This window comes from Glycomyces sp. NPDC048151 (assembly GCF_043202775.1).
Taxonomy (GTDB): domain Bacteria; phylum Actinomycetota; class Actinomycetes; order Mycobacteriales; family Micromonosporaceae; genus Glycomyces.
Map to the genome: position 1 here is coordinate 23,134 of NZ_JBIDBB010000012.1, position 23,096 is coordinate 46,229.

The window sequence follows — 23,096 nt, forward strand, 5'->3', positions numbered from 1 at the left end:
GTCGCATCAGTGCTGTTTGCGGACTCAATTGCTTCGCAATCTGTCTCGTTGTCTTCAACTGGAGGGCCGCGACCTGGCTGTTTAGCCAAACAAAAAGGCCGCGATCCCGTCTGCGGGATTCGCGGCCTCGAGAGTTCCGAGTGGGCTGCTGATTCAGCCCATTCGATGATCTCGAGGCGGTTTCCCGCGGGTGACGCCGTGACGCTTCTCGGAGCCGGTAACCGGCTGCCAACCGAGGCCTGCGAACTCGTCGCGGCCACGTCCGAGGACGGCATTGGCGCCCATATCGGTGGTTTCAATGGTCTTCACGGTGCGCAGCGTCGTGATCTGGACGGCGCCGGGCAGAGTGGTGCCACGGACCGGAGCGGAGACGGGCGCGATGTGCCGATAGACGGCGGCTGTCTCGAATGCCACGCCGAGCGGCGTCGTGCTCTGGGTTTCACTGAGCAGCTTCATCGTCTGTCCCCTCCCTTCGGGTTCCGTGGTCAACATTGGTCTTCATCTCCTCTTGCCGGGTACATGCCCGGGCTTGCGAGCCCAGACTGCCTTGAGGCGCACACCTCACCCGGCTTGAGCAACGCTACGCCCGTCTCGCTCGCGAGCGCAACGTCTTTTTCTGCGAGTCTCGCGAGAAAGTTTTTGCCGTTCGCTTTACCGTTCAAGTACCGGTCAGGACTCGTGCTTGCACATATCGATGGCCTCCGTCACTTCTCCGCCGTTGACCAGGTGCAACACCGCCAGGCCATACTTGTCCAGTTTGGACTTCCCGATGCCGTGGAGCTGCGCGAGCTCGCTGTCGGATCCCGGACATTGCTCCGCGATAGCGATCAAGGTCACATCCGTGAAGACGGTGAAGGCCGGTTTGCCGTCCTGTTTGGCGACGCTGACGCGCCACTCGCGCAGCCGCTCGAACAGGGCTTCATCCATAGTGGCGGGACAATCCTCGCAATGGCCCAGCTTGCGGTCGCGCGCGTCGGTGAGCGGCTTGCCGCAGCCGGAGCAGTCGAGGACCTTCGCCTTCTTGCGCTCACGCGGCTTCGACACGGCGGCACCGGGATCGGTCGGACGCGGGAAGCCGCCGAGGCCGAGCGGCGCGAGGAACCGGCACAGCCGCCGCTCGCGCCCGCCCGAGTTGCGGGCGAGCCCGTAGGAGAGCTGCAGGATCTCGCGGGCGCGGGTGATGCCGACGTAGAGGAGCCGCCGCTCCTCTTCGAGGGCGGTCTCGGTGCGCGCGAACGTGGTCGGGAGGGTGCCGTCGGCCAGGCCGACCAGGAACACCGCATCCCACTCCAGGCCCTTGGCGGCGTGGAGGCTCGCGAGCGTGACGCCCTCGACGGCCGGGGCGTGCTGCTCGGCGGCCCGGCGCGTGAGCTCGGCGCAGAACGCGTCGAGGTCCGGGTCCGGCTGGCCGTCCTTGTCGGGATCGGCGCGGTGATGCTCCAGGAACTGCTCCGCGAGGCCCGCGACCGCCGCCACGGCCTCGTACGCTTCGCGTTGCGCCCCACCGGAAGGCGCAGCATCAGGACGCCAGCCGACCGCTTCGAGCGCGGTGGGCACCGCCTCCAGCAGCGGCATCGTCCCGATCTCGGTCTTCGCGGCCGAGCGGAGGGCGACCACCGCTTGGCGCACCTCGGGCCGGTCGAAGAAGCGCGCGGCGCCGGTGACCACCGTGGGAACGCCGTAGGAGGCCAGCGCCTCTTCATAGGCCTGCGACTGGGCGTTGGTGCGGTAGAGGACCGCGATCTCCGAGGCGCTGGTGCCGTCGGCGATGAGCTTTGAGCAGCGGCGGGCGATCATGTCGGCCTCCTCCGCTTCGTCGGCGAAGACCTCGGCGGTGACGGCGGGGCCGTTCGGGCGCTGGCCGATGAGTTCGAGGCGCATCTTCGCTTCGCGGCCTTTGGACTCGCCGATGATCTGGTTCGCCAGGCCCACGACCTGCGGGGTGGAGCGGTAGTCGCGCACGAGCCGCACGAGCGAGGCGTTCCGGTGCTTGCGGGTGAAGTCGAGGAGGTTCCGGGAGGTGGCGCCGGTGAAGGAGTAGATGGTCTGGCTGGCGTCGCCCACGACGGTGATGTCGTCGCGGTCGCCGAGCCAGGCGTCGAGCAGGCGCTGCTGGAGCGGGGTGACGTCCTGGTACTCGTCGACGACGAAGAACCGGTACTGGCTGCGGATCTGGTCGGCGGTGGCGGCGTGGTCGGTGATGAGGTCGGCGGTGTAGGCGAGGACGTCGGCGAAGTCCATGACCCCGGCGCGGCGCTTGGCCTCGATGTAGGCGGCGTAGACCTTCGCGACGTCCTCCGGGGCGGCGGGCGCGTCGCGGCCGAGGGCGGCGATGGCGCTCACGTAGTCGTCGGGGCCGATGAGGGACGATGCGGCCCATTCGATCTCGGTGGTGAGGTCGAAGTTCTTGGCGCGGGAGGTCTGCAGGCCCGCGCGGGCGGCGGCGATGGCCGTGAACTTCAGCGTGGAGTCGACGAGCTCGGGGAGCTGGCCGCCGAAGCGGCGGGTGCCGAAGTAGCGGAGCTGGCGCAGCGCCGCGGAGTGGAAGGTGCGGGCGTTCACTCCGGAGACGCCGAGGCCGCGGAGGCGGTCGCGCATCTCCCCCGCCGCGCGGGCGGTGAAGGTGACGGCGGTGACGTGCTGGCCGCGCATGTCGCCGCGCAGGACCCGCCAGGCGATGCGGTGGGTCACGGCGCGGGTCTTGCCGGTGCCGGCGCCGGCGAGGATGCAGACCGGCCCGGGCGGGGCGGTCACCGCCTCGCGCTGTTCAGGGTCGAGTCCGGAGAGGAGCTGTTCGATGGCCTGATCGCGTGCGGTCATCCGACCAGTGTCCCAGAGGCCTCCGACAAGAACTCAGGAGACGTTCGCCCGGAAGCGGAGGACGTGAGCACTGCCACGGGCGGGGGCCGCTCGGCGGGCAGCGGTCGAGCCGCCTGGCCCCGGGGATCGGGCCCCCGGTTTCGAGAGTGCCTGAGGGGTACGACAATCCGGCCTCGCGATGCGGTGTGAGCACCGACACGGTGATGTCGGTTCTGGGGGAATGCCCCTGGGCGGTATCGCGTTACGCTCGTTGGAGAAGGAGGTTCGATGATCACCATGTACAGCACCACCTGGTGCGGTTACTGCAAGCGGCTGAAGTCGGCGCTCGACCGCGAGGGCGTGCTCTTCAAGGAGGTCAACATCGAGGAGGACCCCGAGGCCGCCGAGTTCGTCATGGGGGTCAACGGCGGCAACATGACCGTCCCCACGGTGCTCTTCGAGGACGGCTCCGCCATCACGAATCCCTCTCTCGCGCAGGTGAAGGCGAAACTCGCCGCTTGACCTGTGCCACATACCGAGACTATGGTCACGTTTAGGACACAAAGCCGGTACGATGCCCTATAGTTGACTCGTCAAGCTTGCTTAGCGACTTCGAGGGGTGGTCGCTAAGCATTCAGGCCCGGGATGGATCCGTCCCGGGCCTTTTTTCGTGCACTGCCAGAGCAATGGAGCCCCGTATGTCGACACCCCGCGCCGCCCTCGGCGTCACCCTCGTCCTCGCCGCCGCGCTCTTCTTCGGCGTCTGCGGCCCCTTCGGCAAAGTCGTGATCCAGGCCGGACTCACCCCGATCCAGGTCACCTGGCTGCGCATCTGCGGCGTCTGTCTCATCGCGCTCGCCGCCGCCGTCGTGCCGCTGCTGCGGCTGCGCGGCCGGGACGAGCGCCTGCCGTGGGGCGGTCTGGTCCTCTTCGGCCTCACCGCGATCGCCGCGGTGCAGGCCTTCTACTTCATCGCGGTCGAGCGGCTGCCCGTCGGCATCGCGCTCCTGCTGGAGTTCATGGGCCCCATCGTGGTCGTCGCCTGGGTGCGGTTCGTGCGCCGCACCGTGCTGCCGCGTGCCGCCGTCGTCGGCACGCTCCTGAGCATCGCGGGCCTGTGCATCGTCGTCGAGGTCTGGTCGGGCCTGCGGCTCGACGCGGTCGGCCTCGTCGCCGGTTCGGCCGCGGCCGCCTGCCAGGCCACCTATTTTCTGTCAGGTGAACGGTTGACCGCGAAGGTGGACGTGCGGGTGCTGCTCGCCGTCGGTTTCGCGGTCGGCGCGGTCGCGTTGGCGCCCTTCGCGGCCCCGTGGGCCCTCGACTGGGCCGCGCTCTCCTCGGAGGTCGCGCTCGGCGGGATCGAGACCACCGGCATCGTCAGCGTCGCGCTGCTCATCGGCTGCACCGCGCTCGCGTACGGGCTCGGCCTCAGCGGGCTCCGGTTCATCACCGCGCCCGTGGCGGGCGGCATCGGCTACGCCGAGGTCGTGGTCGCCTCGCTCGCCGCCTGGGCGCTGCTCGGCGAGGCGCTGACGGTGCCGCAGATCATCGGCGGCCTCGTCGTCATCGCGGGCGTGTTCACCGCGCAGCGGGCCGTCGCCGTCAAGACGGCGCTGCCGGACGAGACCCCCGAAGCGGCCGTCGCCCGACTGAACTGACGGCGACGCCGAGGCCGGTCTTACCCCTCAGCCAGCCAGCCGTCGATGAGGAAGCGCGCGATGGAGATCCGCACGGCGCTCGGCGTCGAGTCCTGCGTGTCGACCCACATCTGCCGCACCTCGTCGCGCGTGAACCACCGCGCGTCCGAGATCTCCTCGTCCTGCAGCACCAGCTGCTGGGCCGGGTCGGCGCTCGCCCGGTAGGCGAGCATGAGCGAACGAGGGAAGGGCCACGGCTGGCTCGACACGTACCGCAGGTGGTCGATCTTGATGCCGATCTCCTCGCCCACCTCGCGGTGCACGGCGGCCTCGGCCGACTCGCCGGGCTCGACGAAGCCCGCGATGCACGCGTACCGGCCGCCCTTCCTCGTCGACGCTTGCGGAGACGTAAATTTGCTCTGCACCGCGGCAGGGCCGGTCTTCGGCGCGCCCGAGTAGCGGCGGTGCTGGGCGAGCAGCACCCGGTCGGCGCCGTCGTCGATGAGGACGATCACGGCCGGGTCCGTGCGCGGGAACACCGGGCGGCCCGAATCGCCCCCGAGCTCCCAGCCCGCCTGGCGTGCCTGGAGCGGCTCGCCCGTCGTGGGGTGGAACCGGTACGTCGCGTGCCAGTGGCCGATCGCGATGGCCTGCACGGCGATCGCGAGGTCGCGGCGGTCCCAGTCGGGCCTGATCCAGCGGCCTGGGAGGCCGTCGGGCAGGTCGGTGAGGACGGTGAACACGGGCGGGCTGTCGCCGCCGAGGTAGACGCGCTGGCCTTCGGGCGCGGTGTCCGCGTCGAAGTAGTGCAGGCCGTCCTCGTCGGCGGCGATGCGCTCGTTCGCCGGGTCGCAGGCGACGATCTGCGCCTGTTCCCAAGCGGCCGTGAGCCATTCGTCGTCGCCGCGGTGCTCGCCGAACCGGTCGAGCACGTCGATCGCCAAGGGCGGGTGGCTCATGCGGCCTCGATCTCCCCGAACGCGGCCAGCGGTTCGCGGATCTCGGCGCCGTCGCCCAGGACCACGGTGACCGCGCGGTCGGGGTCGAGCCGTTCGGCCGCGACCCGCCGGATGTCGGCGGGCGTGACCTCGCGGATCCGCTCGGAGTGCTCGGCGAGCCAGGCCAGCGGCAGGCCCGCGGCGGCGAGCACGGAGATGTAGTTGGCGACCCCGGCCTGGGTGGCGGTGGCGAGCTTGACCGAGCCGAGCGCGTAGCGGCGGGCCAGGTCGAGCTCGTCGGCGGCGGGCGGACGCTCGGCCATGCCGCGCAGCTCGCTCCGCAGCTCCTCCAGCGCGGGACCGGTGACCTCGGTGGCGACGTCGACGGCGGCGAGCTGGATCGAACCGGCCGGCGAGTGGTCCACACGGGAGCGCGGCGAGTAGCCGTAACCCTTGGTCTCGCGCAGGTTCATGACCAGTCGCGAGGAGAAGTAGCCGCCGAAGACCAGGTTCGCGAGGTGCTGCGCGGCGTTGTCGGGGTGGGTGCGCTCGACCGCCGGGTAAGCGACGCGGATCGCGGACTGGACCGAGGCGGGCCGGTCGACCAGGACCAGCGGGCCCGGCACGAGCACCGGCAGCGGCTCCATGACGCGCGGCTCGCCCGCGCCGTTCCAGTCGCCGAGGGCCTTCTCGACGGCGGCGAAGGCCGCGTCGGTGTCGATGTCCCCCACGATGATCAGGCGGGCGCCCGCCGGGTGCACGCGCGAGGCGTGCAGGGCGAGGACCGCGTCGCGTTCGACGGCGGCGACCTCGGCGGCGGTGGGCTGCTGGTGGCCGTACGGGTGGCCGCCCCACAGGCGCGCGTCGAGGACGCGGTTGACCTGGAAGTCCGGCTGCTGCTCGGCGACCGAGAGGCCGTCGATGATGCGCGAGCGCTCGACCCCGAGCGGGCCCTCCGGGTACTCGGCGGACTTGAGGAGGTCGCCGAGGACCTCGAGGAGCTCGGGCAGGCCGGTCGCGAGGCTGTTGCCGGACACGGCGATCCGGTCCGGGTCGGCCCCGGCGCCGAGCGCGCCGCCGACGCCCTGGAGGCGCTGGGCGATCTCGGTCATCGAGGACGTCTCGGTGCCGGAGAACAGCGCGGCCGAGAGCAGGTCGGCCGCGGCGAGGTCGGCGTGCGCGGCCGGGATCGACAGGCGCACCTCGGCGAGCGGGACGCCGGGACGGCGCGTGAGCAGCACCCGGAGTCCGTTCGGGAGGGTCCGCTCGACCGGGACCGGAAGGGACAGCGGGACTTCCGGCGCGAGACCGGGAATGACGTTGCTCACTTCGCTCCTCCGGGAATGACTTCGAGAACGGCGCGCCGGTTCGGCGTCAGGGCCGCGGCGGCCTGCGCGACGGCCTCGGCGGTGACCTCGCCGAGCAGGGCCGGGAACCGGGTCGACATGGCGGCGTCGCCGTGGAACAGCTCGGCGGTCGCGAAGCGGCGCGAGCGTCCCATCACGGAGTCGTCGCCGCGCAGCAGCTGGGCCGCGACGCGGGCCTTGACCCGGTCGAGCTCGGCTTCGTCGACGCCTTCGGCGATGCGGGCGAGCTCCTCTTGGACCGTGCCGAGCACGGTGTCGACGGCGTTGCCCGGCGGCAGGAACGCCTGGACGAGCATCACCGTCGGGCCCCTGGAGGCGAACGGCTCGGCCATGAACGTGGTGTGCGCGGCGACCGCGGTGGCGGTCTGGTCGGTGTGGATGAGCCGCTCGACCAGGCGCGACGCGTCGCCGTCGGTGAGGAGCTCGCCGAGGACCACGTACGGCAGGAAGGCGTCCAGCTCGGTGACCGGGTCGGGCACGCGCCAGGCGACCGCGACGGCCGGGAGCGTCGCGCGCTCGTCGGTGTAGGAGACGCGGCGTTCGGCGCTGAGATCCGGTTCGTCGAAGGACGGGTGGACGGGCGCGGGTCGCGCCTCGACGTTCCCGAAGTGGCGTTCGACCAGTTCACGGGCCTGCGCGAGGTCGAAGTCGCCCGCGACCGACAGGACCGCGTTCGAGGCCGGGTAGTAGGCGTTGAAGAACGACTTCGCGTCGTCCACGGTCGCGGCGTCGAGGTCGACGAACGAGCCGTAGCCGTCGTGCGAGTTCGCGAAGGTGTCGAACATGACCGGCGGGAGCTTGATCCACGGGAAGCCGCCGTAGGGGCGGTTGAGGACGTTGACCCGGATCTCCTCCTTCACCACGGAGACCTGGTTGGCCAGGTTCTCCTCGGTGATCGCCGGGCCGCGCATGCGGTCGGCCTCCAGGAACAGCGCGAGTTCGAGGCCGTTCGACGGGAGGAGGTTGAAGTAGTCGGTGTAGTCGATGTGGGTCGAGCCGTTGAAGGTGCCGCCCGCCGACTGGACGTGCCGCATGTGCTCGGCCTTGCCGACGTTGTGGGAGCCCTGGAACATCATGTGCTCGAACAGGTGGGCGAAGCCGGTGCGGCCCTCGGGCTCGGATCGCATCCCCACGTCGTACACAACGGCGACGCCGACCACCGGAGCCCCGGGGTCCGGCGCGAGGACCACCCGCAGCCCGTTGGCGAGCTTGAACCGCTCGATCGCGAACGCCGGGGCGGGAATCGTCGCAACAGTCATGGTCGGAACCCTATCTCAGCTCGGTGATCTTCCGAGTGCGCGGCGTTCGTCACAGGCGCTTGGAATCGGCACGAAATCCTGCTTGACTTCTAGGCTATGAACTCGCAGCGATTCGAACGCCTCAGCGACGCCCAGCGCGCCGCGGCTTCGCGCTGCCGAATGTGCGCCTGCTGAGGGCTCCTGCACCGCCGCGCCCCGAAGCGGCGATCTCCCACAGCGAAAGCGACCTTTCTTCCCCATGGAACCAAGACCTGGCATCCGCCTGTCCGGCGTGACCAAGCGCTTCGGCGACCTGGTGGCGCTCGACGGCGTGGACCTCGACATCGCCCCCGGCGAGATCTTCGGCATCCTCGGCCGCTCCGGTGCCGGCAAGTCGACGCTCCTGCGCACCGTCAACCTCCTGACCAGGCCTGATGAGGGCACCGTCGAGGTCGACGGCGTCGAGCTCACCGCGCTGCGCGGCCGCGAGCTGCGTGCGTCCCGCGCCAAGACCGCGATGATCTTCCAGCACTTCAACCTCCTGTCGAACCGCAACGCGGCGTCGAACGTGGCCCTGCCCCTTCGCTTCCGCGGGGTCCCCCGCGCGGCCCGCCGCGAGCGCGCGCTCGAATTGCTCGACCTCGTGGGCCTCTCGGACAAGGCCAAGGCCTACCCGGGGCAGCTCTCGGGTGGGCAGCGCCAGCGCCTCGCGATCGCCCGCGCCCTCGCGGCGTCCCCTGCGGTGCTGCTCTCCGACGAGGCCACGAGCGCGCTCGACACGGACACGACCGACGAGATCCTCGACCTGCTCGCGCGGCTCAACCGCGAGCTGGGGCTGACGATCCTGCTCATCACGCACGAGCTCGAGGTGATCACCCGCATCTGCCACCGCGCCGCGGTGATGGAGGCCGGGCGGTTCGTCGAGACCGGCGCGGTCCCCGAGCTGCTCGCCGACCCGGACTCGCGTCTGGGCAGCCAGGCCCGGCGTCTCGCGGCCCGCCTGCTCGGTGACGAGGTGGCGCTGTGAACCCTCGACTCATCGAACTCCTGACCGAAGCGTTCTGGGAGACCCTGCACATCGTCTCGGTCGCGGGTCTGTGGACGCTCTTGGGCGGCCTCGTCCTCGGCACGGTCCTCTACGTCACGTCGAAGGGCGGCCCGAAGCCGCTCGCCGCGGTGAACGCGCCGCTGGGCCTCATCGTGAACATCGGCCGCAGTGCGCCGTTCGTGCTGCTCATGGTCGCGGTCGTGCCTTTGACACGGCTCATCACGGGGACGAGCATCGGCACCGAGGCGGCGATCGTGCCGCTCACGGTGGCGTCGATCCCGTTCTTCGCGCGCCTCGTCGAGGGCGCGCTCCTCGAAGTCCAGCCGGGCCTCATCGAGGCGGCCCGCTCGATGGGCGCGGGAACTCCCGGGCTCGTGTGGCGGGTCGTGCTCCCGGAAGCGACTCCCGGCCTCATCAGGGGCTTCACCGTGACACTGGTCGCGATCGTCTCGTACTCGGCGATGGCCGGGATCGTAGGCGGCGGCGGCCTTGGCGACCTCGCCTACCGCTACGGCTACCAGCGTTTCGAGACCGAGTACATGATCTGGCCGCTGGTCATCCTCGTCGTGCTCGTGCAGCTCTTCCAGATTCTCGGCGACCGGTGCGCCCGCACCCTCGACCGCCGCTGAAGTTATTTCCCTACCTTCCTTTAGGAGAACACCATGTTCAATCGTCGTACCCTTGTGGGCGCATCCGTCGCGGCAGCAGCCGCTTTGACCCTGGCCGCATGCGGCAATGACGGCGGCTCGGAGGCCACCGAGACCAACGGCACCGTGACCGTCGCCGCGACCTCGGTCCCGCACGCGCAGATCCTGCAGTTCGTGCAGGACAACCTTGCCGAAGAAGCGGGTCTGACGATCGAGATCGAGGAGTTCAGCGACTACCTCCAGATCAACCCGTCGACCGCCGACGGCTCGACTGACGCCAACTACTTCCAGCACCTGCCTTACCTGGAAGAGGACAACACGAAGAACGGTTTCGACCTGGTCGAGATCGCTCCGGTCCACATCGAGCCGCTGGCCCTGTACGCCAACTCCGTCGCCTCGGTCGAGGAGCTCCCTGACGGCGCCCAGATCGCGATCCCGGCCGACCCGTCCAACGGCGGCCGCGCCCTCGCGCTGCTCCAGGACGCGGGCCTGATCACCCTCGCCGACGGCGTCGAAGTGACCACCGCCACCGAGGACGACATCGCCGACAACCCGCGCAACCTCGAGTTCGTGGCCGTCGAAGCCGCCCAGCTCCCCCGCACCCTCGAAGACGTGGACGCCGCCGTCATCAACGGCAACTACGCCCTCGAAGCGGACCTGAGCCCGGCCGAGGACGCCATCGCCTCGGAGTCCGCCGAGGGCAACCCGTACGCGAACTACCTGGTGACCACCGCCGCGAACGCCGACAACGAGGACATCAAGAAGCTCGGCGAGCTCCTGCAGTCCGACGAGGTCAAGCAGTACATCCTCGACACCTGGACCGACGGCTCGGTCATCCCGGCCTCCTAACCAGCGCTAACACCGCTGGCTACCCGGTTGCACCGGCCGAACCGCAACACGTAAGATAGTTGCGGCCAGGCCGGGCAACCGGAACGGCCGAAGGAGTGTGGCGCAATTGGTAGCGCATCGGTCTCCAAAACCGAGGGTTGCAGGTTCGAGTCCTGTCACTCCTGCAGATAAATAGAGAAAGGCCCGGACCGTGAGGTCCGGGTCTTTTTGTTGTGTGCGCGGGGTTGGGGGTCGGGTCGGTGGTGGGTTGTTCGTAGGATGCGGCGGTGGTTTGGGAGAGGTGAGGGGTGTTCGGTGGGTGAGGACGGCGGTCAGGCTTGCTGGCGGGAGTATCCGGTCGGGGTGGTCGGCGAGGTGGTGGGGGCTTGCGCGCGGTCGTTGATGGCGGTGTTGGTGGGTCTGGCGGGTGCGTTCGCGTTGATCTTGGGTGGGGGGATCCTCGCTGAGGAGAACCTGCTCGGGGACCCGGGGCTGGAGACCGCTGTGGATCATCTGATGCGTATCAGCGTGGGATTCCTCATGGTGTTCGCGCTGGGCGTGGCGCTCATTTGGGCGGTGGTGGGGTCGCTCCGGGAGGTGGCCGTGTCGAGGGCGCTGGTCCGCGCTGCGGCCCGGGGTGCGTCCCGGCTCGCTGTACCTTCGCCTGACCAGGTCGCGTCGGTCATCAACCCGCCGGCGTCGCGGCTCGCGTTCTTCGGGTGGGGGAACGCCGTCCTGGCCGGGGTGCTGGGGGTCGTCGGATTCTTCGTGGTGCTGGTGGACAGCAGCCGCGAGGGGTGGGTGATCACCTTGTCCTCCATCGGATACGCGCTGGTGATGAGCCTGCTCGGGTACGCCTGTCAGCAGTGGCTGCCGCGGCCGCACGCCAAGCGGCGGGCGCTGATCGCCGCGCACTGGAGTGCGCAGGACGAAGCGCGGGCCTGGAAGCGGGCGAAGGCGCGCGGTGGTGCTGAACCGCTGGTCTCAGGGTCGCCGAAGGCCGCTGCTTTCATCTATGTCGCAGGGCTGATCTGCGTTCTGGGCTTCGTCGCGCTGTTGGCGTCGTTGACGATGCGGTGCGCGAGCCTCCCCTCGCGAGGGGCGAACGAATGCGACGAGGTCTACTACTCGTCGTTCATCGAGCGGATTCTTTCCTGGGGGTTCTGGATCTTCGCGGTCGCCGTGCCGTTGGCGGCGCTGCTCGCGCTGATCGGGGTGCTGCTGGACTGGACGCGGCGGCGCGCCGAGCGCGCGGACTTGCTCGCAGCGCTGGAGGATCCGCGGTCCAGCCGTCCGGACAAGGACGTCCTGTCGTTCCACTCTGAGCGGCGCATGCACCCTCTGGCGCGCGTCGGCGCGATGATGTCGGGCGCGGGCCTGGTGTTCAGCCTCTCTTCGTACATGCTCGGCGAGGGCATGGGCCTGGGCTCGCACGAGGTCTTCGCCGAGTACCGCACCGAGGCGCTCGCCGCGACGTTCGTCTCGGTCGGCCTCTTCGTCGCCGCCGTCGTCGGCACCGGCATCGCCGGGGCTCGCGGCCGCGGGCTCCGCAACGCCCTCATGCAGCGCTGGCCCACGATCCCCGAGCAGGAGCGAGATAGCGACGGCAAGCCGACGCGTCCCAATCGGGGCCTCAGCCGCTAAGTCGCCAGTCTCACCGGTTCCGGCTCGTGCACCATCTCTGCGTGCGAGGCTCGTTCGGAAGCTTGGGGACCGCGTGGTTGGGAGTCCAGATGGCAGTGAGCGAGCCGTATTCGGATATCACGGCGCCGAGCGGGGGCGAGCCGCTGTACCGCTGGACGTCGGCCGGTGCGGAGGCGAGTGCGCCGCTCGTGCTGCTGCTCGGCGGCACCGGGTACGTCGGCGGGCGGCTGCTGCCGCGCCTCTTGAACGCCGGGTACCGGGTCCGCCTGCTTTCCCGGAGGCCTGAGCGGGCGCGCGGTTTCGCGAGGTCCGATGCGGTCGAGGTGGTCGCGGGTGACGCAGCGGATGGGGACGCGGTGCGGCGGGCGATGGAGGGCGTCACGTACGTCTTCCACTTGGTCCACTCGATGACCGACAGCCGTGACTTCCGTCGGGTGGACCGCACGATCGCGCGGAACGTCGCCCTCGCGGCTAGAGCGGCGGGCGTGCGGCGCCTGGTGTACCTCGGTGGCCTGTCCCCGAGGTCGGGGCCGCTTTCCGCGCATCTGGCGTCGCGGCGCGAGGTGGGTCAGATCCTTCGCAAGTCCCGCGTGCCGACGCTGGTGTTCCAGGCGGGCGTGGTGATCGGGTCGGGGTCGGCCTCGTTCGAGATGATCCGGCACCTGACCGAGGTGCTGCCGGTGATGACCGCGCCGCGGTGGGTCCGCAACCGCATCCAGCCCATCGCGATCCGCGACGTCCTGCACTATCTGCTGTGCGCGTTGAAGGTCGGCGAGGACGTGGGCGGCGCGTTCGACATCGGCGGTCCCGACGTGCTGCGCTACGACCAGATGATGAACCGCTACGCGCGGCTCGCCGGGCTCCCGCGCCGCCGCATCTGGGCGCTGCCGGTGCTCACGCCCCGCCTTGCCTCGCACTGGGTCGGACTCGTGACCCCGGTGCCGAGCGGCCTCGCCCGGCCGCTCGTCGAATCGCTGCAGCACGACTGCGTCATGCACGACCGCCGAATTGACGCGCTCATCCCGCCGCCGCCTGGAGGGCTCACGTCCTACGACGACGCGCTGCGATTGGCGCTGGGGCGCATCGAGTTCGACCGGGTGGAGACGAGCTGGGCCGACGCGACGGTGGCCCGCGCCCCGAGCGACCCGCTGCCGAGCGACCCCGAATGGGCCGGGCGGGTGGTGTACACCGATGTCCGCACGGTCGAGACGACCGCGAGCCCGGAGGCACTGTGGAGGGTCATCGCCGGTATCGGCGGTGAGAACGGCTGGTACTCGACGCCGCTGCTGTGGGCGCTCCGGGGCTGGAGCGACCGCGTGTTCGGCGGAGTGGGACTCAAGCGCGGACGCCGGAGCCGCACGGCGCTGCGGGTCGGCGACGCGATCGACTTCTGGCGGGTCGAGGTGTGCGAGCCGGGCAGGCTGCTGCGGCTGCGGGCCGAGATGCGGCTGCCAGGGCTCGCCTGGCTGGACCTCGCCTGCGAGGCGGGCACCCGGACCCGGTACCGGCAGCGGGCCGTGTTCTTCCCGCGCGGCCTCTCGGGCCGGCTCTACTGGCTCGGCGTGATGCCGTTCCACGGTCTGGTGTTCTCGGGGATGGCCCGCAGAATCGTGGCGATCGCCGAGAGCGAGGACGCGCGCGTGCAGTAGGTGGCGAGAAGGCGCTGATCCGAGGATCAGCGCCTTCCTTGTGCGGCAAATTAGTTCAACGTGGTGAAGAAGTCGCGGAGGTCGCCCGCGAGGAGGTCCGGGGCCTGGTGCGCGGCGTAGTGGCCGCCGGTCTCGTGGGTCCGCCACTGCGTGATGTTGGTGTAGTCGCGCTCGGCGAAACGGCGGATCGACTGGAAGTCCCCGGCGAAGCTGGAGTTCGCCATCGGGAAGTCCGCGGGCGTCGCGTCGGTCGGGTTGTGCTTGTTCTCGAAGTAGAAGCGCATCGAGGACGCGGCGGTGTCGTTGAGCCAGTGGACGATCACGTTGTCGATGACGAACCGGTCGGCGACCGCGTCGCCGAACAGCTGGTCCATCCAGGCGAGGAGTCCCCGCGGCGAGTCGGCCAGTGCGTGCGCGAGCGTCTGCGGCTGCTGGGAGTGGACCTGGTCGTATGAGCTCTTGTTCTCGTAGAACCACTGCAGCACCTGCAGCGCGCCCATCTCCTCCTCGGTCATGCCCTCCATCTCGGACGGGTCGCCCGAGGGGAACGAGAAGATCTGGTCGACGTGGACGCCGATGACGTGCTCGCCGTCGATCCTGCCCAGTTCGGGGGCGATGAACGCGCCGCCGTCGTTGCCGTGCGCGCCGTACCGCTCGTAGCCGAGCCGCGCCATGAGCGTCGCGAGCGCCTTCGCCGTGCGGGCCGCACCCCAGCCCGCGTCAGTGGTCGGGCCCGAGAAGCCGAACCCGGGCAGCGAGGGGATGACCAGGTGGAACGCGGGCCCTTCGGCGGGCCGGGTGAGCGGTTCGATCAGGTCGGCGAACTCCATGATCGTGCCGGGCCAGCCGTGGAGCAGGAGCAACGGCACCGCCGCGGGGTCGGGCGACTCGATGTGGAGGAAGTGCAGGCGCTGGCCGTCGATCTCGGTGACGAACTGCGGGTGGGTGTTGAGGCGCGCTTCGGTCTCGCGCCAGTCGTACTCCTTGAGCCAGTAGTCGGTCAGGCGGTCGACCCGGTCGACGGTGACGCCGTATGCGTCGCCCGCGCCGGGGATCTCCTGGGCGCGGCGGGCGCGCGACAGGCGGTCGCGCAGGTAGTCCAGCTCGGACTGCGGGATGTCGATGGTGAAGGGCTTGATCGCCTCGTGCTGCGTCATGGTCGTCTCCCTGGTTCGCCTTCGGGACCCGGTGTCCCTGGACTGCCTCCAGCTTATCAGAACGGAATGATCTATTCCAGTATTTGGCCGAAGAAATTCCAGGGCGGGCCCATCCGTTGCGGCCGCGGCGACGAATACCTGGTGTATCGACTCCCAGCACGGCAAGGAGGCCGCGAAATGTCTTACTCCTACACGCAGGCGACCACTCGGCGCGCACCCGTCCAGACGGTGACGCTGGTGATCGCGCTCGTATTCACGCTGGTCGGGGTGCTGGGGTTCATACCCGGCGTCACCACCGGCTTCGACTCGATGACGTTCGCCGGCCACCACTCGGACGCGCTGCTGCTCGGCGTCTTCGAGGTGTCGGTCCTGCACAACGTCGTCCACCTGCTGTTCGGCGTCGTCGGCTTCATGATGATGCGCACCGCGGGCGCCGCGGTCACCTACCTGCTCACCGGCGGGGCGATCTACTTGGTGCTGTGGCTGTACGGGCTGCTGATCGACCTCGACTCGGCGGCGAACTTCGTGCCCGTCAACGACGCCGACAACTGGCTCCACCTGGCCTTGGCCGTCGGCATGCTCGCCCTCGGCGCGGTCTTCTCCCGTCAGGCGAAGCGGGCGGCCTGACAACGGCCGCAAGGACTCGGGCGGGGCCGGGCCTGGTCGTCGCGGACCGGCGGGTGCGACTTCGAGGCCCGGCCCCGGGGATCGCCGCCCGGGGACTGTCGGGCCCGGGCGGCGAGGTCATGCGGGTTTACACGGTCCAGCGCTGGTTCGACGCCCCGGTGCAGGACCAGAGCTGGACTTTGGTGGCGTTGGCGGTGGCGGCTCCGGCCACGTCGAGGCAGAGCCCCGAGGCGGCGTTGGTGATGGTGCCGTTGGAGTTCAGGTTCCACTTCTGGTTGGCACCGCCGTGGCAGGTCCAGATGATCGCTGCGGTTCCGTTCGCGGTGCCTCCGCCTGAGGCGTCCAGGCACTTCTTCGAGGTGCCCGTGTAGACGGAGAGTTCGCCGTTGGCGAAGGTCCATTGCTGGTTCGCGCCGTTCCAGCAGTCGTAGATCTGCAGCTGGGTGCCGTTGGTCGTCGACTGGTTGGGGACGTCGAGGCAGCGGTTGGACGCGGCCGAGACCACGGGGCCGGTGTCGCCGCCGCCGCCGGGCGTGCCGTTGTTCAGCGCGGCGAGCACGGAGTGGTAGGCCGCCTTCTTCTGGTAGTTGCCGTCGAAGAGCAGCGGGTTGTCGGTGCGCCAGGAGTACTTGTCGGTGACGCCCCAGACGGTGATGCCGGTACAGCGACTGATCGCCATGCAGGCCTTGGTGACGGTCTCGAAGGTCGCGGCCTGGCCGGTGCCCTGGCCGACGTCGAGCTCGGTGATCTCGACGGCGACGCCGAGGTCGGCGAAGCGCTGGAGGTTGGCCTGGTAGCTCGACAGGTTCTCGTTGTGCGCGAGGTGGGACTGGAAGCCGACGCAGTCGATCGGGACGCCGCGGGCCTTGAAGTCGCGGACCATGTTGTAGATCGCGGTGCTCTTGGCGTTGATCGCGTCGGTGCCGTAGTCGTTGTAGCAGAGCCGGGCGTTCGGGTCGGCGGCGTCGGCGGCGCGGAAGGCCTCCTCGATCCAGCCGTTGCCGAGCTGCTGCTGGAGGTTGGACTGGCGGCGCGAGCCGTCCCATTCGAAGGCCTCGTTCACCACGTCCCAGGCGAAGACGTCACCTTCGTAGTGGTTGGCGACGCCCGCGATGTGGTTGAGCATCGCGTTGCGCAGGTTCTGGCCGGTGAGGTTCTGCGCCCAACCCGGTTGCTGCGCATGCCAGACGAGGGTGTGGCCGCGGACCTTCATGCCGCGGGCCTGCGCCCAGTCGACGATCTGGTCGCCGCCGGAGAAGTTGAACTGGCCGGGGTTCGGCTCGGTCGCGTCCCACTTCATGGCGTTCTCGGCGACGACGGAGTTGAACTCGGCCGCGAGCGTGTTCGCGTAGGCCGCCTCGCTGAGGCGGTTGCCCGCGACGGCCGCGCCGAAGTAGCGGCCGCTCTCGGCGGCCGAGGCGCCGAGGGTGGTCGCGGCGTGGGCGGGTCCGGAGGACATCACGAGCGCGGTCGTGGCCGCGAGGCTCGCGGTCGCTACTGCGGCGACGGTCGCCCAGACGCGCCGTCGCCTCGTTGGGTTGCTGGTCATGGTGCTCCCTGTGGGTCAGGTGCCCGGGGGCGTGCGGTCGGCGATGCCGGGGCTGCCGCGCACATCCTCCGAGGCTTCGAAAGTTTCCGGATGAACTCCGAAACTTCAGTGGTTCGAACTATAGATATAGTTCGATATCCCGTCAAGCCGTCCGCGGGTCGATCCGGGCACAGCCAGATGACATTGAACTATTTACATGTGACGAACTTTGGTTCTATCCTGTTTGCACGCCCAATGTTCGGTACGACGACCGAAACTTTCGAAGACCCTTGGGTTTGTTAGCGATAACCACCAGGGGTCCTGATCAGAGAGGCAACCCATGAGACATCCGACTCGATGGCGATCGTGGATCGCACTGCTGGCGGCGACGCTGGCGGGCACCCTCGCCGCGGCGACCTTGAGCGCAGCCCCGGCACAGGCCGCCCCGCTCCCCTCGTCCTTCCAATGGACCTCGACCGGCGCTCTCGTCGCCCCCCAGCAGACCGCGCCCGGCAAGACCCTGGTGTCGATCAAGGACCCGTCCGTGGTCCAGGAGGACGGCAAGTACTACGTCTACGCCACCACCGCCGACACCAACGGCGGCTGGAACCTGACCTCCTTCGGCGGGTTCACCGACTGGTCCCAGGCCGGGCAGGCGCGGCAGACGCACCTCTCCACGACCGCGATCGGCGGCGGTTACCGGGCCGCCCCGCAGGTGTTCTACTTCGAACCCGACAACCAGTGGTACCTGATCTACCAGACCGGCCTGCCGTCGTTCTCGACCCTGTCGCACCCGTCGCAGCCGACGAGCGCCTCGGCGCCGAAGAACTTCATGAACAACCACGGCATCGCCGACGCCGGCTCGTCGTACATCCTCGACTACTGGATCGCCTGCGACGAGGTGAACTGCTACCTGTACTTCAACAACGACAAGCAGAAGTTCTACCGCGCCAAGACGACCGTGGCCGAGTTCCCGAACGGCTTCGGCGACGTCGAGCTGTTCATGGAGGCCCCCAACCAGAGCCTGTTCGAGGCCACCAACGTCTACAAGCTCGGCGACACCGGCCAGTACCTGCTCGTCGTCGAGGGCATCGGCTCGGGCGGCATCCGCTACTTCCGGTCCTGGACCTCCAACCGGCTCGACGCGAACTTCAGCCAGTGGGTCCCGCTGGCCGACACCCAGTCCAACCCGTTCGCCGGAGCCGCCAACGTCTCCTTCCCGGGAGGGGCCTGGACGCAGGACATCAGCCACGGCGAGGCGGTCCGCGTGGACGGCAACCAGACCATGGAGATCGACCCCTGCAACATCGACTACCTCTACCAGGGCAGGAACCCGAACTCCAACGGCATGGAGTACTCGCAGCTGCCGTACCGGCTCGGCCTGCTGAACCACACCAACCCGACCGCCGACTGCGGCAGCGGCAACCCCGGCGGAGGCGACTCGGGCCAGTTGCGCGGCACCGGGTCCAACCGCTGCCTCGACGTGCCGAACCAGTCGACCCAGAACGGTACCCAGCTGCAGATCTACGACTGCTGGAGCGGCGCTAACCAGCAGTGGACCTACGCGAACGGCGAGATCTCGGTCTACAGCGGATCCTCGAAGAAGTGCCTCGACGCGTCAGGCGGCGGGACCGCGAACGGGACCGCAGCGATCATCTGGACGTGCCACGGCGGGTCGAATCAGAAGTGGACCTTGAACGCCAACGGCTCCATCACCAATGCGGCATCGGGGCTGTGCCTCGACGTGGCGGGCCTGGCGACCGCCAACGCCACCAAGGTCCAGCTCTGGACGTGCACCGGCGCGACCAACCAGCGCTGGACCCTCACCTAACCGAATCGCCTCGACCGGGCGGCCCGCGAGGGCCGCCCGGTCACGCCTTGAATTCGGCGACGAGTTCGATGGGGCCGACCAGGTGCCGGTTGAAGTCGTCGAGTTCCTCGGCGGGGACCCAGAGTTCGAGGATGGTGCTGCCGCCGGCCTGCTGGACGGGGTAGCGCTCGGCGAAGTCCCCGTCGAGGTGGAAGCGGGTCACGTAGCCGACACCGTCGCGCGGGGCGTTCCAGTCGCGGGCGATCTTCGTCGCGTACGCCTCGTTGAGGACCGGGTAGAAGATCGGCTGGTCGGGCAGGCGCGGAGGCCATGCGGTCCAACCGGACTCGCGGACGAGCGCGAGCTCGGCGGGGCCGCAGGGGCGCCACAGTGTCAGGGTCTTCGGTTCCGTCATCGCGCTTTTCCGTTCGGGAGGGGGCGCTCCGACTCTGCCACATCCGGTGCCGCTGCGCGGCCGGATTATGTTGTGCGGCATGAGACCCCGCTTCACCTCGACCGACCGGCGGCTGCTCCGGGCCGGGCGGTTCGCGCGCGCGCTGCGGTGGGCCCGGATCGGCTTTGCCCTTCTGCTGGCGGCGCTGTCGGGCTGGTCCCACGTGGTGGAGGTCGCCGCCGGTCTGCACCGGGCGGCGGTGCCGCTCACCCCTTCGGCGGTGGTCTGGCGTTCGGGGCCCGCGGTGCTGCGGCATTACGGGCGCGGGTCCGGTTCCCCTGTCCTCGTGGTGCATTCGCTGGTGACCCGTTCCTGGGTCCTCGACCTGGCTCGCGGCCGCAGCCTCATCGCAGCGCTGGTCGCCGACGGCCACGACGTGTACCTGCTCGACTGGGGCGTTCCGGGCCGGGCGGAGGCGCATCGCGGGTTCGACGCGTGCGTCACGACGCTCATGGCCGCCGAGGAGGCGGTCCGCGAGCAGAGCGGCCGCCCCGAGGTCCACCTGGTCGGCTACTGCCTGGGCGGGACGCTGGCGGTCGCCGCGCACGCGGCGCTCGGCGATGCCGGGCTGGCGTCGCTGACGGCGATCGCCCAGCTCGTCGACACCGCGGACGCGGGCCGCCTGGGCCGCGTCCTCCGTTCGCGGCGGCTGATGCCGGTGTTCGCGCTCGACGGCCGCGGCCTGGTGCCCGCGTCGCTGGTCAGGGAGACCTTCCACTGGCTCCGGCCGGTGGCGCTGCGCGCCGCGCGGCAGACGTGGCGGCGCAGGAGCAAGCCGCAGTGGCGGTCGGTCGCCGGACCCTTGTCGCGGTGGGTCTGGGAGCAGACGCCGATTCCCGGCGCGCTGATGTTCGACCTGGTCGACTACGTGCGCGGCAACGCCCTCAGGGACGGGACGTGGACGGTGCTCGGCCGCCCGGCCCGCTTGGAGCGCCTCACGGTGCCGGTGATGCTCGCCGTCACCGCGGACGACCACATCGTGCCGTCCTCGGCCAGCCTCGCCCTGGCCGACCTCCTCAGCCGCCCGCCGCAGGTGGTCCACTGCCCCGGCGGGCACGTCGCCATGCTCACCGGCGCGACCCTGCACCGCAGGCTCTCGGCGTTCCTGACTGCGTGATGCTCAGCGGCCCTTGCGGTTCGCCGCCCGGTAGTGGTCGAGGCGGTCCCGGCGCAGGAGCAGGCCGTACCCGGCGGCGTCGAGGCGCGCAGCCAGGGCCGGGACCGCGATGCCCATCGCGGCGGCCGCGTCTTCCAGGTTCCAGTGCTCCGCGAGGGTCTGCAACAGGCGGCCGCGCCGGGACTGGGCTTCGGAGAGGCGGAACGTGCGGAGGTAGGCCAGGCGGCCGTCGTCGTCGGTGATCGCTTCGCCCACATGGGATTCGCGGCCGGGTTCGAAGCGGGGGCGGAACCGCTGGAGGGTGAACCGCTCCATCTGGTACTCGCCGGTGAAGACGTAGTCGGCGTCCATCAGCCCGGCGGCCATGACGCCGTCGTGGAACTCGGCCCACTCGCGGCGGGCGGCGCCGATCGCGGCGCGGAGGTCGGCTAGAGACTCGATAGCGTCCGCGTCGAGGCGTGCGCGGAAGTCCGGGCTCTCGGCGTGGAGGTGCGCGTACCGCCAGATGAGCTCGCCGAACGCGTCCTCGACGAGGGTCGGGTGCAGGGCCCGGTAGTCGTCCGGGTGCGGGGTGACGACGGCCGCGGCGAGCGCGTCGGCCACGTACAGCAGGACCCCGCACTGTCCATGGTGGATCTCGAAGACGCGCAGCGCGTCGGCGAGCCCTTCCACGTCGTAGCCCGCGTGCAGGTTGTCCGGCTGGTGCGGGAGCGAGCGGCTGAACGCCCGCGCGGACCATTCGTCCCAGGCGATGTTCGGGCCCTTGAACGTGAGCGGCAGGAAGGCTTCCAGCGCGGTCTGGTGCGGGACGAAGCGCACGCGGGTCCGCCGCTCGAGCTTCGTCTTCGGCCGCAGCGACTTGCGCACCGTCCGGGACGGCATGCGCAGCGCGGTGCCGAGGGCGGGGACGGCGGTGCCGTCGTCGGTCCACTCGGCGGCGAGGCCGTGCGGCGAATAGCAGCAGCGCGGTTCATACGCGCGGGCCGGTTCCTCGGAGAACCCGTTGGGGTGCAGGCGCAGCGAGGTGATCGACTCGGCGCGGACGAGCGGCACGAGCCGGATGCCGCCCCAGACCTGGCCGGGGCGGGTCTGGAGGCCGTCGAAGGTCAAGCGCCGCACGGGGTCTCCTCGGCGAGCCAGGTGTCGACCCGCGTCTCGATGTGCGCCCGCAGCTCGGCGAGCCCGGTGCGGCCGGTGGCGAAGCGGGCGAACGCGACGAGCTCGGGCAGGTCCTCGGCGTCGCGGATGCCGACAGTGGGGGTGGTGGGCGCGAGGCGGCGCACTTCCAGGCCCGCGGCGTCGAACACCGGGTTCAGGTGGGCCACAGCGGTCTTCCCCTCGGGGTCGAGGCGCTCGTCCCACACACGCAGCACTTCGGCGGCCATGCCGACGGGCGCGTTGTCCCAGCCGTCGGACACGACGACGAGCAGGTCGGGGCCGGTCTCGAGCCCGTCGAGGATCCGCTCCCCCAGCGCGGTGACGCCGCGGGCGCGGGCCGTCAGCGGGTCATCGTGCCCGGAAAGCCACAAGGGACGATAGTCGCGGGCGAGTTCCCGCAGCAGGAAGTGCGCCGCGAGCGCCACGACGAGCGGCCGACGGCGCTTCTCGCTCGACCCGCTCGCTGAATAGCTGTCGTCGAGCACGGCTGCGACCCGGCCGAAGGTCCCGGCGCGTCGGCCCGCGACGCGCAGGGCCGCCGCGCGGAGCGCGTCGGTGAGCTCGAGCCGCCGCTCCTCGCGTTCGTCGACCGGGAGCGCGAGCACGTACGCGGCGAGGCGGGTGAGCGGCATCCGTGAGAGGTCGGCGACGCCCGAGACGAGGTGGTCCGCGCCGATCCGGGCGGCCGAGCGCTGGAGCCGAAGGCGTTCGCCGCGCGTGAGCTGCGGCGCGATCTTGTCGAGGAACTCGGCGCGGGTGATCCGGTGCTTGGCGGCGAAGCCCTCGGCCACGGTGTACGGCAGCTCGAACACCGCCCGGCGGTCGAAGTGGGCGCGACGCCAGGACTCGAATAGCGGCGTGCTGAACCGCCCCGCCGCATGCCACTTGAACAGGAACGCGTCGAGCTCCCCGCCCGGCAGGTCGTCGACCTTCAAGTGCGCGTGGCGGACTGCGCCCAGGAACGCGGACCGGTACTTGACTGCCTCGAACGCGGGGTCGGGGCGGGCGGTGAGCCACTCGCGCATGACCGCGCGGGTGCGCCGGTTGTTGACGCGGGCTCTGCGCAGCGCCGTGAACAGGTGGTAGACGCGGTTGGTCGGCATGCGGGCGAGCGACTTGGCGATGAGGCGGCCTTCGACGGCGCGCTGGTCGTCGCTCGCGTCCCGCCCGGTCTGCAGGAGCCGCATGATGATCGCCGCGGCGTTCCGGTCGTTGACGCCGAGCGTGAGCGTGGCCGCGTAGAGGTCGCGGTAGTTGACGAGCATGTACTCGTGCAGGAACTCCATGGACCACTGCTGGGCGTCGGCGTCGGAGTGGAACTCGCGCTGGCCGGTCGAGGCGATGGCGGCGTTGACGAACAGCAGCACGTCTTCGGCGGCGGTGCGGTCGGCGACGGGTTCCATTGGGGCGTCCGGGGTGTCGAGGGGGTGGGGGCGCCGACCGGGGAATG

Annotated in this window: 19 protein-coding genes, 1 tRNA gene and 1 pseudogene; 11 read left to right on the top strand and 10 right to left on the bottom strand. The window is 70.1% G+C overall.

The window, feature by feature from the left end; translation table 11 throughout:
* Positions 1-153: 153 nt before the first annotated feature.
* Positions 154-456 carry a hypothetical protein gene (locus ACGGCP_RS25115; RefSeq protein WP_392970830.1) on the bottom strand — a complete coding sequence of 101 codons (303 nt, stop codon included), beginning with the start codon at positions 454-456 and terminating at the stop codon, positions 154-156.
* A gap of 213 nt (positions 457-669) precedes the next feature.
* Positions 670-2,820: an ATP-dependent DNA helicase UvrD2 gene (locus ACGGCP_RS25120; protein WP_392970833.1), complete on the bottom strand. Its 2,151-nt coding sequence runs from the start codon at positions 2,818-2,820 to the stop codon at positions 670-672.
* 267 nt (positions 2,821-3,087) lie between these two features.
* On the opposite strand from ACGGCP_RS25120, the gene ACGGCP_RS25125 reads away from it, so the two are divergent.
* Both ACGGCP_RS25125 and ACGGCP_RS25130 read left to right on the top strand, forming a co-directional pair.
* Positions 3,088-3,321 (top strand): mycoredoxin, encoded by a 234-nt coding sequence (locus tag ACGGCP_RS25125; protein ID WP_392970836.1) that lies wholly within the window; start codon positions 3,088-3,090, stop codon positions 3,319-3,321.
* 176 nt (positions 3,322-3,497) lie between these two features.
* Positions 3,498-4,457 carry a DMT family transporter gene (locus ACGGCP_RS25130; protein WP_392970839.1) on the top strand — a complete coding sequence of 320 codons (960 nt, stop codon included), beginning with the start codon at positions 3,498-3,500 and terminating at the stop codon, positions 4,455-4,457.
* A 20-nt stretch (positions 4,458-4,477) separates the two neighbouring features.
* On the opposite strand, the gene nudC is transcribed toward ACGGCP_RS25130, so the two are convergent.
* From nudC to ACGGCP_RS25145, 3 genes are read right to left on the bottom strand one after another with little or no spacing between them, the layout of a single operon-like run.
* Positions 4,478-5,395 carry an NAD(+) diphosphatase gene (gene nudC / locus ACGGCP_RS25135; RefSeq protein ID WP_392970841.1) on the bottom strand — a complete coding sequence of 306 codons (918 nt, stop codon included), beginning with the start codon at positions 5,393-5,395 and terminating at the stop codon, positions 4,478-4,480.
* A complete protein-coding gene (locus ACGGCP_RS25140; protein WP_392970844.1) occupies positions 5,392-6,702 on the bottom strand; it encodes a M16 family metallopeptidase in 1,311 nt (436 codons plus the stop codon). Before ACGGCP_RS25140 ends, nudC begins: the two co-directional genes overlap by 4 nt.
* A complete protein-coding gene (locus ACGGCP_RS25145) occupies positions 6,699-8,000 on the bottom strand; it encodes a M16 family metallopeptidase (protein ID WP_392970847.1) in 1,302 nt (433 codons plus the stop codon). Before ACGGCP_RS25145 ends, ACGGCP_RS25140 begins: the two co-directional genes overlap by 4 nt.
* Positions 8,001-8,238: 238 nt before the next feature.
* Between ACGGCP_RS25145 and ACGGCP_RS25150 the strand changes: the two are divergent.
* From ACGGCP_RS25150 to ACGGCP_RS25175, 6 genes and pseudogenes are all read left to right on the top strand, one after another.
* Positions 8,239-8,958: pseudogene (locus tag ACGGCP_RS25150) on the top strand (methionine ABC transporter ATP-binding protein); the annotation flags it as partial.
* A gap of 44 nt (positions 8,959-9,002) precedes the next feature.
* Complete coding sequence (locus tag ACGGCP_RS25155) at positions 9,003-9,656, top strand: methionine ABC transporter permease (RefSeq protein ID WP_392970850.1); 654 nt, start codon at positions 9,003-9,005, stop codon at positions 9,654-9,656.
* Between the two features lie 33 nt (positions 9,657-9,689).
* The gene (locus ACGGCP_RS25160; RefSeq protein WP_392970853.1) at positions 9,690-10,523 is read left to right on the top strand and encodes a MetQ/NlpA family ABC transporter substrate-binding protein; all 834 of its coding nucleotides are present in this window, start codon (positions 9,690-9,692) and stop codon (positions 10,521-10,523) included.
* 91 nt (positions 10,524-10,614) lie between these two features.
* Positions 10,615-10,687 (top strand) — tRNA-Trp (locus ACGGCP_RS25165).
* Positions 10,688-10,817: 130 nt separating this feature from the next.
* Positions 10,818-12,146 carry a hypothetical protein gene (locus ACGGCP_RS25170; protein ID WP_392970856.1) on the top strand — a complete coding sequence of 443 codons (1,329 nt, stop codon included), beginning with the start codon at positions 10,818-10,820 and terminating at the stop codon, positions 12,144-12,146.
* An 89-nt stretch (positions 12,147-12,235) separates the two neighbouring features.
* Positions 12,236-13,795, top strand: a complete 1,560-nt coding sequence (locus ACGGCP_RS25175; RefSeq protein ID WP_392970859.1) for an SDR family oxidoreductase — start codon at positions 12,236-12,238, stop codon at positions 13,793-13,795.
* Positions 13,796-13,845: 50 nt separating this feature from the next.
* On the opposite strand, the gene ACGGCP_RS25180 is transcribed toward ACGGCP_RS25175, so the two are convergent.
* Positions 13,846-14,952 (bottom strand): epoxide hydrolase family protein, encoded by a 1,107-nt coding sequence (locus ACGGCP_RS25180; RefSeq protein WP_392970862.1) that lies wholly within the window; start codon positions 14,950-14,952, stop codon positions 13,846-13,848.
* Between the two features lie 177 nt (positions 14,953-15,129).
* On the opposite strand from ACGGCP_RS25180, the gene ACGGCP_RS25185 reads away from it, so the two are divergent.
* Positions 15,130-15,579, top strand: a complete 450-nt coding sequence (locus ACGGCP_RS25185; protein ID WP_392970865.1) for a DUF4383 domain-containing protein — start codon at positions 15,130-15,132, stop codon at positions 15,577-15,579.
* Between the two features lie 127 nt (positions 15,580-15,706).
* Here the strand turns inward: ACGGCP_RS25185 and ACGGCP_RS25190 are convergent, their stop codons facing one another.
* Positions 15,707-17,128, bottom strand: a complete 1,422-nt coding sequence (locus ACGGCP_RS25190; RefSeq protein ID WP_392970868.1) for an endo-1,4-beta-xylanase — start codon at positions 17,126-17,128, stop codon at positions 15,707-15,709.
* Positions 17,129-17,447: 319 nt separating this feature from the next.
* Here ACGGCP_RS25190 and ACGGCP_RS25195 point away from each other — a divergent pair, with 319 nt between their 5' ends.
* Positions 17,448-18,938 carry a non-reducing end alpha-L-arabinofuranosidase family hydrolase gene (locus ACGGCP_RS25195; RefSeq protein ID WP_392970871.1) on the top strand — a complete coding sequence of 497 codons (1,491 nt, stop codon included), beginning with the start codon at positions 17,448-17,450 and terminating at the stop codon, positions 18,936-18,938.
* A gap of 40 nt (positions 18,939-18,978) precedes the next feature.
* On the opposite strand, the gene ACGGCP_RS25200 is transcribed toward ACGGCP_RS25195, so the two are convergent.
* On the bottom strand, positions 18,979-19,332 hold the full coding sequence (locus tag ACGGCP_RS25200) for an ADP-ribosylation/crystallin J1 (protein WP_392970874.1): 354 nt from the start codon (positions 19,330-19,332) through the stop codon (positions 18,979-18,981).
* Positions 19,333-19,411: 79 nt separating this feature from the next.
* Here ACGGCP_RS25200 and ACGGCP_RS25205 point away from each other — a divergent pair, with 79 nt between their 5' ends.
* A complete protein-coding gene (locus ACGGCP_RS25205) occupies positions 19,412-20,488 on the top strand; it encodes an alpha/beta fold hydrolase (protein ID WP_392970877.1) in 1,077 nt (358 codons plus the stop codon).
* Between the two features lie 3 nt (positions 20,489-20,491).
* On the opposite strand, the gene ACGGCP_RS25210 is transcribed toward ACGGCP_RS25205, so the two are convergent.
* On the bottom strand, positions 20,492-21,607 hold the full coding sequence (locus ACGGCP_RS25210; RefSeq protein ID WP_392970880.1) for a hypothetical protein: 1,116 nt from the start codon (positions 21,605-21,607) through the stop codon (positions 20,492-20,494).
* Entirely contained in the window at positions 21,595-23,049 is a 1,455-nt protein-coding gene (locus ACGGCP_RS25215; RefSeq protein ID WP_392970883.1) for a hypothetical protein, read from the bottom strand. Before ACGGCP_RS25215 ends, ACGGCP_RS25210 begins: the two co-directional genes overlap by 13 nt.
* Positions 23,050-23,096 lie beyond the last annotated feature (47 nt).